The sequence below is a fragment of the Streptomyces sp. NPDC057428 genome (assembly GCF_042803195.1).
GTDB lineage: Bacteria > Actinomycetota > Actinomycetes > Streptomycetales > Streptomycetaceae > Streptomyces.
On sequence record NZ_JBHVCT010000007.1, the window covers coordinates 97726 to 113488 of the forward strand.

Annotated in this window: 12 protein-coding genes and 1 pseudogene; 7 read left to right on the forward strand and 6 right to left on the reverse strand. The window is 72.0% G+C overall.

The features are described 5' to 3' along the window. From ACFU5K_RS04945 to ACFU5K_RS04965, 5 genes are all read left to right on the forward strand, one after another. The gene (locus ACFU5K_RS04945) at positions 1 to 978 is read left to right on the forward strand and encodes a carbohydrate ABC transporter permease (protein ID WP_384056895.1); all 978 of its coding nucleotides are present in this window, start codon (positions 1 to 3) and stop codon (positions 976 to 978) included. Further along, on the forward strand, positions 975 to 1850 hold the full coding sequence (locus tag ACFU5K_RS04950) for a carbohydrate ABC transporter permease (protein WP_384056898.1): 876 nt from the start codon (positions 975 to 977) through the stop codon (positions 1848 to 1850). The genes ACFU5K_RS04945 and ACFU5K_RS04950 overlap by 4 nt, the downstream gene beginning before the upstream one ends. A gap of 122 nt (positions 1851 to 1972) precedes the next feature. Further along, a complete protein-coding gene (locus ACFU5K_RS04955; RefSeq protein ID WP_384056901.1) occupies positions 1973 to 3178 on the forward strand; it encodes a glycoside hydrolase family 1 protein in 1206 nt (401 codons plus the stop codon). A gap of 328 nt (positions 3179 to 3506) precedes the next feature. Further along, positions 3507 to 4973 carry a glucoamylase family protein gene (locus tag ACFU5K_RS04960; RefSeq protein WP_384056984.1) on the forward strand — a complete coding sequence of 489 codons (1467 nt, stop codon included), beginning with the start codon at positions 3507 to 3509 and terminating at the stop codon, positions 4971 to 4973. Positions 4974 to 5080: 107 nt separating this feature from the next. After that, positions 5081 to 6919: a TPM domain-containing protein gene (locus ACFU5K_RS04965; RefSeq protein ID WP_384056904.1), complete on the forward strand. Its 1839-nt coding sequence runs from the start codon at positions 5081 to 5083 to the stop codon at positions 6917 to 6919. Between the two features lie 115 nt (positions 6920 to 7034). Here the strand turns inward: ACFU5K_RS04965 and ACFU5K_RS04970 are convergent, their stop codons facing one another. The 5 genes from ACFU5K_RS04970 to ACFU5K_RS04990 all read right to left on the reverse strand — a co-directional run bounded on the left by ACFU5K_RS04970 (position 7035) and on the right by ACFU5K_RS04990 (position 12252). Beyond that, the gene (locus ACFU5K_RS04970) at positions 7035 to 9623 is read right to left on the reverse strand and encodes a SpoIIE family protein phosphatase (protein WP_384056987.1); all 2589 of its coding nucleotides are present in this window, start codon (positions 9621 to 9623) and stop codon (positions 7035 to 7037) included. A gap of 192 nt (positions 9624 to 9815) precedes the next feature. Then, on the reverse strand, positions 9816 to 10253 hold the full coding sequence (locus ACFU5K_RS04975) for an ATP-binding protein (protein ID WP_384056907.1): 438 nt from the start codon (positions 10251 to 10253) through the stop codon (positions 9816 to 9818). Positions 10254 to 10558: 305 nt separating this feature from the next. Further along, entirely contained in the window at positions 10559 to 10963 is a 405-nt protein-coding gene (locus tag ACFU5K_RS04980; protein WP_384056910.1) for a (deoxy)nucleoside triphosphate pyrophosphohydrolase, read from the reverse strand. A gap of 32 nt (positions 10964 to 10995) precedes the next feature. Continuing rightward, complete coding sequence (locus tag ACFU5K_RS04985) at positions 10996 to 11178, reverse strand: SPOR domain-containing protein (RefSeq protein ID WP_384056913.1); 183 nt, start codon at positions 11176 to 11178, stop codon at positions 10996 to 10998. Positions 11179 to 11499: 321 nt separating this feature from the next. Beyond that, a complete protein-coding gene (locus ACFU5K_RS04990; RefSeq protein WP_384056916.1) occupies positions 11500 to 12252 on the reverse strand; it encodes a GntR family transcriptional regulator in 753 nt (250 codons plus the stop codon). A gap of 279 nt (positions 12253 to 12531) precedes the next feature. On the opposite strand from ACFU5K_RS04990, the pseudogene ACFU5K_RS04995 reads away from it, so the two are divergent. After that, positions 12532 to 13727: pseudogene (locus tag ACFU5K_RS04995) on the forward strand (glycoside hydrolase family 18 protein); the annotation flags it as partial. Between the two features lie 99 nt (positions 13728 to 13826). Then, a complete protein-coding gene (locus ACFU5K_RS05000) occupies positions 13827 to 14942 on the forward strand; it encodes a threonine synthase (protein WP_384056918.1) in 1116 nt (371 codons plus the stop codon). A gap of 22 nt (positions 14943 to 14964) precedes the next feature. On the opposite strand, the gene ACFU5K_RS05005 is transcribed toward ACFU5K_RS05000, so the two are convergent. After that, positions 14965 to 15447 (reverse strand): cupin domain-containing protein, encoded by a 483-nt coding sequence (locus ACFU5K_RS05005; protein WP_384056921.1) that lies wholly within the window; start codon positions 15445 to 15447, stop codon positions 14965 to 14967. Between the last annotated feature and the right edge of the window lie 316 nt (positions 15448 to 15763).

Genomic DNA, 15763 nt, shown 5'->3' on the forward strand with positions numbered 1-15763 from the left:
ATGGCCACCACGACCCCACGTGCCACGCAGTCGGCGAAGGTGCAGGACGCTCCCGGGGCTTCCCCGCCCCGGGGCGGTCCGGGCAGCAGGAAGCGCTCGATGGGCGTACAGAACGCGGCGGGCTGGCTGTTCTCGACGCCCTTCCTCGTCCTGTTCACCGTCTTCTTGGCGTTCCCGATCCTCGCCACGCTGGTGATGAGCTTCACGGACTTCGGGCTGCGCAACGTGACGCGCCCGTTCGAGGCGAACTTCGTCGGCTTCGACAACTACACCAAGCTGTTCGGCGACGAGAAGTTCCTCAAGTCGCTCTTCAACACGGCGTACTTCGTCGTCGTGGGCGTGCCCCTGACGATCGTCCTCGGGCTGGTCGTCGCCGTTCTCCTGAACAACGGCATCGACCGGGCGCGGACCTTCTTCCGCGTCGGCTTCTACGCCCCCGTGGTCACCACGATCGTGGCGGTCGCGGTGGTGTGGCGGTTCGTCCTGGACCCGAGCGACGGGCTCATCGCGGGCCTCTTCTCCGAAGTGGGCCTCACCGCACCGGACTTCCTCGGTTCCGAGGCGCTGGCGATGCCGTCGCTGATCGCGATGGCGGTCTGGCGCAACGTCGGCACGGTCATGGTGCTCTTCATCGCGGGCCTGCAGGCCATCCCCACCGAGGTCCGGGAGGCCGCGCGGCTCGACGGCGCGGGTGCGTGGCAGGAGTTCCGGGGGATCACGGTCCCCCTGCTGCGGCCGACGCTGCTCTACGCCACGGTGATCACCACGATCGGCTACCTCAACGTCTTCGAGGAGCCGTTCGTGATGACGCAGGGCGGCCCGTCCGACTCCACGCTCACCGTCTCGCTGGACATGTACCGCGAGGGCTTCAACTTCTTCCACATGGGCTACGCGAGCGCCATGGCGTACGTCCTCTTCGTGGTGATCATGGGCATCACGGTGCTGCAGCTCCGACTGCTGAAGGACAACACGAAATGACCGCCCCGAACGCACCCGCCCTCGCGGGGAAGGCGTCCCAGCGCAAGCCCCGGAACGCGAAGCGCCCCCTGGTCTACGTCCTGCTCTCGCTGGGCCTGCTGGTCATGTCGGCGCCGTTCCTCTGGATGGCCCTCTCGTCCTTCAAGACGACGAGCGAGCTCTCGGCCAGTCCCCCGGTGTGGATCCCCACCGAGTGGACCCTGGGGAACTTCCGGGAGCTGCTCGACAAGCTGGACCTTCCGCGGTACTTCATGAACTCCGTGATCGTGGCGGTGCTGGTCACCGTCTCGAACCTGGTGTTCTGCTCGATGCTCGGATACGCCCTGGCCAAACTGAGGTTCGTCGGCCGCAACAAGATCTTCGGCCTGGTCCTGGGCGCCCTCATGGTGCCCGGCAACCTGATGCTGCTGCCGCTCTTCGTGCTGATGAGCAAGCTCCATCTGATCGACTCTTACGCCGGTCTGGTGCTGCCGTTCGCGGCGGGGGCCTTCGGCGTGTTCCTCATGCGGCAGTTCATGCAGTCGATCCCGGACGAGCTGCTGGAGGCGGCCCGGATGGACGGCGCCGGCGAGTGGTACATCTTCTGGCGCATCGTCATGCCGCTGGTGAAGCCCGCCCTGGCGACACTGTCGATCTTCACCTTCCTCGGCTCGTGGAACAACTTCGTCTGGCCGCTGATCGCGACCAACGACCCTGACAAGTACACCCTCCCGGTGGCCCTGGCCACCTTCGCCACCGATCCCAACAAGGCGGGCGGCTCCAACGGCATGCTGATGGCGGGAGCCTTCCTGGTCGTGCTGCCGGTGCTGGTCCTCTTCATCGTCCTGCAACGGCACTTCACCCAGGGCATCGCCACGGCGGGCATGAAGTAGCCCGCCCCGACCGCCGCACGCACGGTACGCACCGCACACAGGTGCGCCGGCAGACGTACGCCCACGAGGCCGCGCCCCACCCCGCGGCCGCACCCCTTCACGCACAGGAAAGACGTTTCGCGATGACGCACACCCCGGTCCCGTTCCCCGAAGGCTTCCTGTGGGGCGCCTCCACGGCCGCCCACCAGATCGAGGGCAACAACACCAACAGCGACTGGTGGGTGAAGGAGCACTCCACCGGCACCCACATCCAGGAGCCCAGCCTGGACGCCTGCGACAGTTACCACCGCTGGCGCGAGGACATGGACCTGCTGGCTTCGCTGGGCTTCACCGACTACCGGTTCTCCGTCGAGTGGGCGCGCATCGAGCCCGCCGAGGGCCGGTTCTCCCGGGCCGAGCTCGCCCACTACCGGCGCATGGTCGAGGGTGCGATCGCCCGTGGTCTGCGGCCGATGGTCACGCTGCACCACTTCACCGTGCCGCAGTGGTTCGAGGCGCGCGGCGGCTGGACGGCCGACGGCGCCGTCGAGCTCTTCGCCCGTTACGTCGCGGCCTGCGCTCCGGTGATCTCCGAGGGCGTCGGCCACGTCTGCACCATCAACGAGCCGAACATGATCGCCGTGATGGCCGGCCAGGCCAAGCGAGGCGACATCGGCTTCCCGCCCGCCGGACTGCCCACCCCGGACGACGAGACCACCGAGGCCGTCATCGCCGCGCACCACGCGGCCGTGAAGGAGATCAGGGCGCTCGACGCGGGGATCCAGGTCGGCTGGACCATCGCCAACCAGGTCTACCAGGCGCGTCCGGGCGCCGAGGACGTCACCGCCGCATACCGCCACCCGCGCGAGGACGTCTTCATCGAGGCGGCCCGCGGCGACGACTGGATCGGCGTGCAGTCCTACACCCGTACGGAGATCGGCCCCGACGGCCCGGTCCCCGCGTCCGGCGACGTCGAGCGCACGCTGACGCAGTGGGAGTACTACCCGGCGGCCGTCGGGCACGCGCTGCGGCACACCGCCGGGATCGTCGGGCCGGACATGCCGCTGATCGTCACGGAGAACGGCATCGCCACCTCCGACGACACCCGCCGCGTCGCCTACTACACGGGTGCGCTGGGCGAGGTGGCCTCCGCGATCGAGGACGGGCTGAACGTCCGGGGCTACCTGGCGTGGAGCGCCCTGGACAACTACGAGTGGGGCTCGTTCACGCCCACCTTCGGCCTGATCGGCGTGGACTGGGAGACCTTCGAGCGGACCGCGCGCCCCTCGGCCGAGTGGCTGGGCTCGCTCGGACGGTCCCGTGAGCTGCCCCGCGGCACCGCCGGCTGAGAGCCTGTCGGGTGGCCTTCGATCGGAAAGTGGGCGCGGTCCGGTGCGTGCGATTCCAAGGCGCCGGAGTGTCCTCGTAGCGGAGCTACTAGGGGATTTCGGCAACGCGGGAAGCGTGCGTGCCGGGGCGTGACCGCCCGATCAGAGGTCACCCGACAGGCTCTGAGACCGGCCCGAGATCCGGGAGCCGCCTGACGGCTCCCTCCGGTGCGGGAGCCGCCGCCACCTGACGGGCGGCGGCTCCCGTGCCGTCATACCCGGACGCGTCCGGGAGCACCGTTCCCTGCACACCGTGCCAGTTCGACGACTCTTCACCGAGAGGTTCCTCATGGACCGTCGCACGTTCGTCACCGCAGCCGGGACCGGGGCCGCGGCCCTGTCCCTCGGAGCCCTCGGCGCTCCCAGCGCCGCCGCCGCACCGGGTCCCCGTCCCGACCGCGAGCAGCTCCTCGTCTGGTTCCGCGACACCTACCGCTCGATCGAGGCGATGACGACCTCTCTCGGTCTCACCGCGGACAAGATCGACGTCACCGGCTCACGGCCGGTCGTCTCCCGCCAGACCTCGCCCACCAACATCGGCTGCGGCCTCTGGTCGACGGTGGCGGCCGCAGGACTCGGCGTGATCGGCGGCGCCGCGATGCTCCGCTCGCTGGAACGCACGGTGTCCGCCGTCGAGAGGCTGGAGCGCCACCACGGCTTCTGGCTCAACTGGTACGACGCCCACGACGGCTCCGTGCTGACGGAGTGGCCGGGCACCGGCGACCCCGTCCGGCCCTTCCTCTCCTCGGTGGACAACGCCTGGCTGGTCACAGGGCTGAGGATCGCCGCAGAGGCGGCGCCCTCGCTGCGGCCCCGTATAGCCCGGATCCTGGCCACCGCCGACTGGTCGTACTACTACACGCCGTACGATCCGGCCGATCCCGTGGCCGGTCCGGGACAGTTGCGCGGCGGCTTCTGGACCGACACCGGGGAGCCGACCGGTCACCACTACGGCGCCCTCAACACCGAACCACGGATGGCGAGTTACCTCGGCATCGCGGACGGTTCGCTGCCCCCGGAGCACTACTGGCACATGCTGCGCACGATGCTGCCGGAGCACGGGCAGGAGCAGCACCCGCAGGGCGCGTACGTCGTCACGGGTGGTGTGCGCGTGTGGCAGGGGCACTACACCCATCGTGGGCGGAAGGTCGTCCCGACGTGGGGCGGCTCGATGTTCGAGGCGCTGATGGTGCCGCTGTTCGTGCCCGAGCCGGAGTGGTCGCCGCGGTCCTGGGGCCTCAACCACCAGCGGTACGTGCGCGGCCAGATCGAGCACGGCCTGCTGGAGGCGCGGTACGGCTACTGGGGCTTCTCCCCCGCGAACGTGCCCGAGGGCGGATACCAGGAGTACGGCGTCGACGCGCTCGGCATGCAGATCGACGGCTACGCGTCCAACACCGACCGCACGTACACCACTGACGGCGCGCCGCTGCCGGACCCGTCGGCGTTCACCAACGGCGTGGTCACCCCGCACGCCTCGTTCCTCGCGCTGCCGTACGCCCACCGGGAGGCCATGGACAACCTCCGGGCGCTGGACCGTGACTTCGGCGCGTACCACCAGGGCTACGGCTTCCGGGACTCGGTCAACGTGGGTACCGGCCGGGTCAGCGACTTCATGCTGGCGCTCGACCAGGGCATGATCGCCGCGGCGCTGGCCCAGGCCCTGCGGCCCGGCCTCCTCCAGGGGCCGTTCCGGGCGGGCGGTTTCCGCTCGCGGGTGCGCCCGCTGCTCGCCGCTGAACGCTTCGGCATCTGACGGCCCCCTCGCCCGCTGCGGCCCCGCAGGCAGCGGGCGAGGGGGGCCGCAGCGGTACGGATCGCGCCGGGTCGCGGGCGACCGTGGGCAGACATAGCCTCCCAGATGTGACGCCGTCTGCCAGCCGGACCGGGAGCTCCCGGCCATCGATACCCGGCAGGGTCCTCCTCGCCGCGCTGACGGCGGTCCTCTGGATCCTCCTGCCGGGCAGCCCCCCCGCCACGGCCGACGGTCCCGTCCCGCTCTCGCGTGACGGGCGGATCCCCGGCACGGTGGGGGCGCTGGGCAACCGCGAACCGCAGGTCGAGGCGGCACTCGACCGGCTGTACCGGGACCGCCGGGTCCAGCTGTTCGTGGTGTACGTACGCGGCTTCTCCGGCCGGGACTCGGTGCTCGCCGGTGAGCCGGTCCCGGCCCCGGCCGTCACGCCGGGCACCGATGATCCCGGCGGCTCCGGCGGCGACGGGGCCTCCGTCAACCTGATCGTGCCTGTGGCCGTGCTCGTCGTCGCGGTCGCGGTCGCCGTCTTCACCCTCGCCCGCCGGAAGCGGCGTACGGCGATCCGGACGACCCCCGCGCCGGGTGGCGGGGCCCGAGCGGCGGCCGCGCCCCGTCTCGCGCTGCCGGAACTCGACGCGCGGGCGAAGGCCGACCTGGTGGACACGGACGACGCCGTGCGTACGAGCGAGGAGGAACTCGGCTTCGCGACGGCACAGTTCGGCGAGGAGGCCGCGGCGCCCTTCGCGGACGCCGTCCGGCGGGCGGGAGCCGAGCTCACCACGGCGTTCCGGCTCCGGCAGCAGCTCGACGACGCGTTCCCCGAGGACGACGAGACGCGGCGCGGCATGCTCGACGAGATCATCAGCCGGTGCGCGGACGCCAACGGACGCCTGGACGCCGTGTCCGAGGACTTCGACCGGCTGCGCGCACTCGAACAGACCGCTCCGCAGGCCGTGAACACCGCCGAGATCACCTTCCGTGAGCTGCTGGGGCGCGTCTCCGCCGCGGAGACGGCGGTCGGCGCGCTGCGCGAGCGCTACGCGGAGCCCGCGACGGCGCCGGCGGCCCAGGACGTCGAACGGGCCAAGGACCGGCTGGTCTTCACCACCTCCAGCCTCAACCAGGCGCGCCAGGCCGTGGACGGCGGGGACAGCGCGCGGGCCGCCGTCTACGTACGTGCCGCCGAAGGGGCGATCCAGCAGGTCTCCACCCTCGTGGACGGTGTGGACCGGCGCAGCCGGGAACTGGCCGAGGCCGCGGCCGGCCTGCCGGGGGCGCTCACCGGGATGGAGACGGACCTGGCGGACGCCAGGGGGCTGCTCCGGGGGACGCCGCAGGGGGTGTCCACCGCGGATCTGCAGGGCCGGGTCGCGCGCGCCGAGGCGGTGAACGCCGATGTGCGGGGTGAGCTCGACTCCGGTCCGTACGACCCCGTCGACGCGCTGCGCAGGGTCGAGGAGGCCGACGCCGCGCTGGACGGGGCACTGGCCGGTGCCCGCGAGCAGGAGCACGCGCACCGGCGGGCGCGTTCGCTGCTCGATCAGTCGCTGCTCACCGCGGGGGCATCGACCGGAGCCGCCGCGGACTACGTCACCACCAACCGCGGTGCGGTCGGCAGCCAGGCCCGTACCCGGCTCGCGGAGGCGCAGCGCCGGTACGAGCGGGCCCGGGAGCTGTCGGAGGCCGGGGACCCGCAGGGCGCCCTGTCCCAGGCGCGGCAGGCGGACGCCCTGGCAAGGCAGGCGCGGAGCCTGGCCGAGCAGGACGTCCGGAACTACCGCGACCGCAGCGGTCCGGGAGGCACGCGCGGAGGCGGCGGGACGGGCGGCGCGGTGCTGGGCGGCATCATCCTCGGCGGCCTGCTGGGCGAGGGCGGGCGGGGCGGAGGGCCTGGCAGCTTCGGCGGCGGCGCGACGCGGGGCCGGCGCGGCGGCGGCCGCTTCTGACCGCGGGCCGGACCGTCCCGGATCGTCACTTCACGGTTTCTTACGAGGAGAGGAGTCACGACCCCGCCGGACCGCGGATCCCCCGGTGCGGGCGCCGCGGTCCCTTCCGCGCCGGTCAGTACATGCTCAGCAGCTGGTCCACGGAGAGTTCCGGGGCGGGCTCCCCGTCGGGCAGCGCCAGCTCGAACCACACCGTCTTGCCGCGCGGGGTGCGCCGCGACCCCCAGGCCGCGCTGAGCAGCCCGACCAGTTGCAGGCCGCGCCCGCCCTCGTCGGTGTCGCGCGCGCGCCGTCGCCTCGGCTGGACCAGTCCCGCGTCCCACACCTCGCACACGAGGGTGCGGTCACGCAGCAGCCGGAGCCGTATCTCGCCCTCGCCGTAGCGCAGGGCGTTGGTGACGAGTTCGCTGACGAGCAGTTCGGTGGTGTCCACCAGATCGCCGAGGTCCCAGGCGCTGAGCTGTTCACGTGCCAGCTCGCGGGCGCGGCCGACGGAACGCGGTTCGCGTGGCAGTCGCCAGTCGCCCACCGCGTCCGTCTCCAGTCCCTGGATGCGTGCCATCAGCAGGGCGATGTCGTCCTCGCCGTGCCGGGTGTGCAAGGTCGTCAGCACGTGGTCGCAGACGTCCTCCAGCTGCTGCGACGGATCGGCGAGGGCCTGCCGGAACGCCTGGAGGCCCTCGTCGAGGGGATGGTCCCGGGACTCCACCAGCCCGTCGGTGTAGAGGGCGAGGAGGGAACCCTCCTCGAGCTCGATCTCGACCTCCTCGAAGGGCTCGCCGCCGACCCCCAGGGGCATGCCCGGCGGCACCTCCAGCAGCTGGGGCGGCTCGCCGGGCTCGGCCACGACGGGGGGCAGGTGGCCGGCGTTAGCGAAGGTGCACCGCCGGGTGACCGGGTCGTACACCGCGTACACGCAGGTCGCCAGATACACCTCGGAGAGGTCGGCCTCGCGCGACTTGTGGGCGACGCGCGAGGGCCACTGGGCGCCGCCGCCCGCGCCGAAGCCGTCGCTCCGCTCGCCGCCGCCGGGGGTGCCCAGGCCACGCGCGACCTCGTCCAGGGCGGAGAGCACCTCGGCGGGCTCCAGGTCCAGGAGTGCCAGGGTGCGTACGGCGGTGCGCAGTTCGCCCATGGCCACGGCGGCCCGCAGTCCACGGCCCATCACGTCGCCGACGACCAGGGCCGTGCGGTGGCCGGGGAGCTCGATGACGTCGAACCAGTCGCCGCCGACCTCGGTGGCCGTGTTGCCGGGGAGGTACCGGCAGGCGATGTCGAGACCGGCCGCCTCGGGGTCGCCGGGCGGGAGCAGGCTGCGCTGGAGGATCAGTGCCCGTTCGTGTTCCCGGCGGTAGAGGCGGGCGTTGTCGATGCACACGGCGGCCCGGGCGGCGAGCTCGGTGGCCAGGGCCCGGTCCCGTTCGCCGAAGGGCTCGCTGCCCTTGGTGCGGGAGAACTGGACCAGGCCGACGACCACGTCGTGCGCGACCATCGGCACCGCCAGGGTGGAGTGGACGATCCCTCGTTCGTCCCCGGGCACCGACTCGACGCGGCTGGTGCGCAGCGCGACGGCGCACGGCGAGTGGAACGGGTAGCGGTGGACCGAGCCGAGCGCGGGCTGCCCGCCCCCCGCGCCGGAGTGTGTGCCCGCGTCCGCGCCGGGCCCGTCCGCGGTACCGGGGAGGACGCCCGACGCGTCGGAGACCGCGCTGGCGTGAGCGACCCGGCGCAGCTCGGCCGAGCCGGTACCGGACTCCTGGGGCCGGCCCCAGCTGGAGGGCGACGCCTCCTCACCGGTGAGCAGTCCCTGGTACAGGTCGACGGAGGCGATGTCACAGAAGCCGGGCACGGCGACGTCGAGCAGTTCCCTGGCGGTGGTCTCCAGGTCCAAGGAGTTGCCGATGCGCGCGCTGGCCTCGTTGAGCAGGGCGAGATTGCGCCGCGCGCTGGCTGCCTCGCGGGCGGCGATGTGCCGTTGGGTGACGTCGGTGGCGAGCCCGGCGACGCCGATGCGGCGCCCGGATCCGCTGTGCACCCGGTAGAGGTTCATGGACCAGTGGCGACGGCCGATGCCACCGGGAGGGACACCGACGAGCTGGAGATCGGTGACGGCGTCGCCCGTCTCCAGGACACGCCTGAGCGTGGCGGAGAGCCGTTCCGCCTCGGGCCTGGCCAGGTAGTCGTCCACGGTGCGTCCGCGGTGGTCATCGGCCTCGCCCCCGAAGACCGTGGCGAACCGCTGGTTGGCCCGTACGACGGTGAAGTCGGCGCCGAAGAGGACGAATCCGAAGGGAGATTGGCCGAATATCGCCTGCGAGGCCGACAGGTCCGTCTCGATGCGACGCAGCGCGCGCACGTCCACGACGATGCAGAGCGCGGCCCGCTCACCCGCCCCCGTCTCACTGGGCATGACGTAGATCTCGGCGAGACCGCTCGCCCCGTTCTCGCCCGGTACGCGGAACGGCACCAGGCCCGTCCACTCCTTGCCGTCGAGGATCTCGCCGACCCGCCTGTGGGCGTAGGAGCGCAGCTCGGAGGGCATGAAGGCCTCCACCGGGTCTCGGCCCACCACCTCGTCGGAGGCCATGCCGAACAGACCGGCGGCCCGCCGGCTCCACTGCTCGATCAGCCCGTCCGCCCCGATCGAGAAGGAGGCGACCCTGATGTATTCATAGATCGAGCCAGGCGGACTGCTCTGCCACACGACGTCGCCCGCTGTCCCAGGTATCTCGCTCACGCGACCGTCCCCTCCAGCTCACACACCGGACCGGCCCTGCCCGCAGTATTCAGCACTACGGGCCTCACCGGCACGGCGTTCACGATCACAGCACGGTCTCAGTACCTTTCGGCCAGGTCCTGCAGACCTCCGGTGATCGCGGTTGGTCCCACCCCACTCCTAACCAGGCAGAGGGAGCTCGAACCACACCGTCTTGCCGCTCTTTCCTCGCTGGGTCCCCCAGCGGCGTGCGGAACGAGCCACGAGCTGCAGTCCGCGCCCGCCCTCGTCCTCGGGTCCGGCAGTGCGTTCGGTGGGCTCATCCGGAACCGGATCGGAGACTTCCACCAGCAGAGCCTGCCCGTCGTCCTGCGCGCCGGGTCCGGCATGCCGGGGGTGCGGCCTTACGAGCCGGACGCCGATGGGGCCCGACGCGTGGCGCAGGGAGTTGGTCACCAGCTCGCTGACGAGCAGTACGGCGATGTCCCCCAGCCCTCCGTCGTATCCCCATTGGTGCAGTGCGTCACGGACCGCGTGCCTGGCGCTGCGCACGGAGCCCGGCGCCGCCGGAAAGCTCCACTCGGCACAGTCACCGTCGGAGTCGGTCACGCCGATCACTTCCCAGGGTCGGCAGCGGGACACCCCTTCCCAAGGGGCTAATCGGCACATACCCGATATGTGGCGCACCTTATCGCGAGGTCGATCGGGTGGGGGCGTGCGGTTGCACGCGCCCCGCACGGTGATCGCGCACAGCGGCGCGAGCCGACGACAGGGGGCGCCACGGCGGATGTCGCGGGGCAGGACCCGCCCGTCGGCGGGGTCTCTGCGGGCGTTCCGGGCCGGCGCGCACGAACCACTGCCCGGCGGGCCGGCACGGAGAACCGTCCGGCGGGAGCCCTGCGAGAAGGCCCGACGGAGGCCCGTCAGGCGCGCGGCGCTTCGCGCAGGCGGCGTACGACCTCGGCCACGGCGGGGCGGTCCTGCTCCAGCCAGTCCACGGTGCCCGTCTCCCCCGCCTCGAGCCAGCGCAGCTCGTCGTGGTCCTCCAGGGGGCGGGGCTCGCCCGACACCAGCCGGACCGTCCACACGCGCAGCACATAGCCCGGTTTCAGCGGCCATTCCCCGGGGATGCGCTCCAGCGGCTCCGCCTCCACGCCGAGCTCCTCGCGGAGTTCCCGCACGAGCGCCTGCTCGCCGCTCTCGCCCGGCTCCAGCTTGCCGCCGGGCAGCTCCCATCGGCCGGCGAGCTCGGGCGGGGCGCTGCGCCGGGCGGCCAGGAGCCGCCCTCCGTCACAGACGGCCCCTGCCACCACCACGGAATCACTCATGCGCCGGAGCGTAGCCGGTGGACTCCCGGTCACTACGGGCGCGCGCTCCGCCCGGAGCGTTCCACCCAGTACAGCTGCTTGTGTCCATGACGGTCCAGGCCGTCGGCGATCTTCTGTGCCTCGTCCTGCGTCGCATAGCGGCCGACGCGATACCTGTTGCCGTTGTCGTCCCGTCTGATCACCAGCCAGGGGAGCACGGCACCGCTCTCGGTCATGGCCTTCCTCCCCAGCATCTCGCCCCTCTCCCCACCGGCGTGCACGCTTCTAAGGGTCCCCAGGAAACCGCAGTACGCATATGCCCGAGCGTACGCCTGACCTTCACTCAGCGGATGCGGGTTTACACAAAGAGACATCTATCCGGCCACACCGAAGGGGGCGCACTCCGTCGAGTGCGCCCCCTGTCCCGCGTCGTGGGCGTTGCGATGTCCGTCCTCGGCGACTGCCCGCCGGTCAGGAGCGGCGGGAGCCTTTCGACTCCGCGTCACGGGCGGCGGCCGGCCCGTCGCTCCCAGCGGTCACCACAGGCGCCCCAGCTGTCACTTGACCGGCAGATGGTAGGCGATCCGGTAGCGGTCGGCGGGAACGACCACATCGGCCGTCTCCACCGCCAGCCCCGAGGCGTAGTACGTCCGCCCGATCACCATCACCACATGGCCGGGCACCCCGCCGAGCGCCAGGAGCTCCTCCGCGAGGCCGGGGCGGGCGCCGACCTCCTCGGCGACGTTGTCCACGACGACGCCGATGGCCGCCATCCGGTCGACGACGCCACAGCCGCCCAACGGCCCCTCCTCCGGCAGCATCACCGGCGTGCGCCCCGTGACGGCGAGGGGCTCCCAGGAGGTGGACAGCATCACCGGCTCACCCGCCTCCCGGAAGACGTACCTCGTGCGCATCACGCGGTCGCCCTGCTCGATACCGAGGCGCTCGGCGACCTCGGGGCTCGCCTCCTCCTGCTCACTGCGGGACTCCCAGGTCCCCCGCACCCCTTCCGCCGTCTGTTCCTGGCGGAACGGGCTCGCACCCGCCCCGTGGCGGTAACCGGAGCGCGCGATCCGTCGCGGCACCGGGCGCTCACGCACATACGTCCCCGAGCCGGACCGCCCCTCCACGAGCCCCTCGGCCATCAGCACCTTGCGCGCCTCCAGCGCCACGGTGTCCGAGACGCCGTACTCCTCGCGGATGCGGGCCTGCGACGGCAGACGGGTATGGGGCGGCAGCGCGCCGTTTACGATCTTCTCCCTGAGATCGCTCGCCACGCGCAGATAGGCGGGCTGCTCACCGAAAGGCACAGGCCACTCCCAACAGGTTGACGGACAGCAACAGCGTCGCAACCGTGGGTTGAGAACCGCAAGCACGGGCCAGAGTTTCACTCGAAGTGATGATTCGACGCCGACCAGCGCATACCTGGCCCAGGCACGCCCGGACCCTTGACCGTTTTTGGCCCAGACCAATACCTTCCTGTGCACAGCACGGCTCCCGCTGACCCTCGGCACCGGCAACACCCGGGCCCGCGCCCGGCCCCATCCCGGCACACGCACAGGAACGAGCCCCATGCGTCGAAGAACAGGGGTGTCTACGGACGCGACTTCCAGGTCAAGGACCTGGACACCAGCGGCGCCGCGGCCAGGCTCACCCACATCAACTACGCCTTCGGCAACGTCAGCGCCGAGGGCCGGTGCTTCACCGGCAACGTGCCCGGCGAAGCCGACGCCTGGGCGGACTACGCACGTCCGCTGGACGACGCCGGGTCCGTGGACGGGGTCGGCGACACCGACGACCAGCCACTCGCGGGCAACTTCAACCAGCTGCGCGAACTCAAGGCGGCCCACCCCGGCCTCAAGGTGATGATCTCCCTCGGCGGCTGGAGCTGGTCCACGCACTTCTCGGACGCCGCGCGCACCGCCGCCTCGCGCAAGGCGCTCGTCTCGTCGTGCATCGACCTGTACATCAAGGGCAACCTGCCCGCCGACGGCGCGCGCGGGGCGAGGGCGCCGCCGCGGGCCTGTTCGACGGCATCGACCTCGACTGGGAGTGGCCCGGCTCGGCCGACGACACGGACACGGTCCACCGCCCTGAGGACAAGCGCAACTTCACCGCCCTGGTACACGAGTTCCGCACGCAGCTCGACGCCTACGCGAAGAGCGGCCGCAAGGGGAGGAGCGGGCAGAAGCACTACGAACTCTCCGCGTTCGTCCCGAACGCACCCGCCAAGATCGACGCGGGCTTCGACGTGCCGCGCATCATGCGGGACTTCGACTTCGTCAACCTCCAGGGCTACGACTTCCACGTCTCCGGCGAGGCGACGACGGCCCAGCAGTCCGCCCTCCGTGCCACCGGTGACTTCAGTGTGGACCAGACGGTCCGTGACTGGATCAGGCGTGGCGCCCCGGCCCGCAAGCTGGTGATGGGCATGCCCTTCTAAGGCCAGGGCTGGACCGGTGTCACCGGGGGAGGCGACGGACTCGGGCAGCCCGCGGCCGGACCCGCGCCCGCCACCTGGGCCGCCGGATACGAGGACTACAAGGCCCTCAAGAAGCTGGCCGAATCCGGTGCGTACAAGGTGCACCGGGACGTCAGGAACGGCCACGCCTGGCTGTTCGACGGCACGACCCTGTGGACCTACGACGACCCGCAGGTGCTGCGCGCCAAGACCTCGTACATCCGCGAACGCGGGCTCGGCGGGGCGATGTTCTGGTCGCTGGACGGCGACACGGACAACGGCGAGCTGATGGCCGCGGTCGCCCGGGGGCTCGGACGGCGCTGAAGCACACGGCGGGTGAGGAGCGCACCGGGCCGCACCCCGTGCGCTCCCCACCCCGAGCCGGGCTGGATCACGGGCGCCGCGCGGCCATAGATTCCTCCCATGTCCGACACCCGCACGCCCACGGCGACCTACATCTGCCCGCAGGACGGGGCGCGGGCCGACGCCGCATCCCTGGCCTGGTGCTGCCCGGTCTGCCGGGGCCCCTGGGACCTCGACACCGGCCCGCAGGCCCCTGTGGCGCCCGCCACGCTGGGCGGACGCGTCAACTCGCTGTGGCGCTACGCGGAGGTCCTCCCGCTCGACGGCACGGCCGTCTCACTCGGTGAGGGCCGGACCCCGCTCGTCGCCCTGACAGAAGACGTCTCGGCCAAGCTCGACTTCCTGATGCCGACGCTCTCCTTCAAGGACCGAGGCGCCGTGATGCTGGCCGAACTGGCGCGCAGGCTCTCCCCGGACAGGGTCGTCGCGGACAGCAGTGGCAACGCGGGCACGTCCGTCGCCGCCTACTGCGCCCGGGCGGGCCTGCCCTGCACCGTGTACGTCCCCGAGGGGACCTCCCCGAAGAAGACCGAGCAGATCCGGGCCCACGGCGCCCGCCTGCAGACCGTGCCGGGCGGCCGCGAGGCGACAGCGGCGGCGGCCCGCGCCGCCGCGGACGCGCCCGGAACCTTTTACGCCTCGCACGTCTTCAACCCGTACTTCCTGCACGGCACCAAGACGTACGTCTACGAGATCTGGGAGGACCTCGGCGGCACCCTGCCGGACGCCGTCGCCGTGCCGGTGGGGAACGGCACCCTGCTCCTGGGGGCGGCGCTCGCCACCGCGGAACTCCTCGCCCACGGCCTGATCGACCGCCGCCCGGCCCTGATCGCCGTACAGGCCGCGGCGGTGTCCCCGCTGGCCGCGGCCTTCCGGGCCGGGGACGAGGACCTGCCGGACACCGGCGGCCCGGTCCTGCCCACGCTCGCCGAGGGGATCGCCATCCCGCGCCCTCCACGCGCCCGGCAGATCCTCGCGGCCGTCCGGGAGTCCGGGGGCACCTTCCTCACGGTGACGGAGGAGCAGATCCGCGCGGCGCAACTGGACCTGGACGCCCGGGGGTTGTTCGTGGAGACCACGGGGGTGGCGTGCTGGGCGGCCATGGGGGGCGAGACGGGCCGCAGCGTCGTGGTCCCGCTCTGCGGGGCGGGTCTCAAGACGGGCCTGGCGCCGTGACGGGTCTCCGCCCGTCCGGATCTCAGTCAGTCCAGTAGGTGTCGTGCTTGATGAAGAACTCCGCCCGCTCCTTCTCGGGCCAGTCCGAGACCTGCCCCACCTTCTCGAAGTACTCCTCGCGGGGCGCTCCAGGGGTGAAGAGCAGCAGCATGGACGCGGGCTCGTCGGAGTCGTTGCGGAAGGCGTGCAGGCCGCCCTGGGGGACGTACAGGAAGTCACCTTCCCCGGTGTCGGTCCAGCGTTCGCCGTCGTAGATCCGGACCGTCCCGCCGAGGATGTAGAAGGACTCCGAGATCGACCGGTGGAAGTGCGCGGCGGGGCCGCCCGCCCGGGGACCCATGGTGATCCGGTAGAGCCCGAACTCGCCGTGCGTCGATCCGGTGGTGGCCAGGTAGTCGGTGCTGCCGCCGCTGCGGGTCAGCAGGTTCGGGGTGCTGTCCGCCGGACGGTAGACCGCGGTGATCTCGCCCTCGCCGCCGGCGTAGACGGGTTCCGGATACGACATGCCGATCTCCTGTCCTGGTACCGGTGCCGTCCGCCCCGGCACGTCGCCGACGGGCCCGGCCCGCCTCCGCGTGCCCGCAGGGCCCGCGAGGGCCGCCCACCGTCCGTGACCGGTGCGCGACACCCCGCGCGGGGACATCAGGCGTCTCTGTCACCACGGTACGACTGTGCCGCCGTCCGCGAGGTCCGGGCGGGCGCCGGGTCCCCGCACACGCCGCGGCGCGGTCTCCGGAGAGAGATCGGAGACTTCCGCTGCGTAGCGTCCCCGGCAGAGCAGCGTGTCCTCGGCACCCCGCGATGCAGTCGTGACAGGAGCG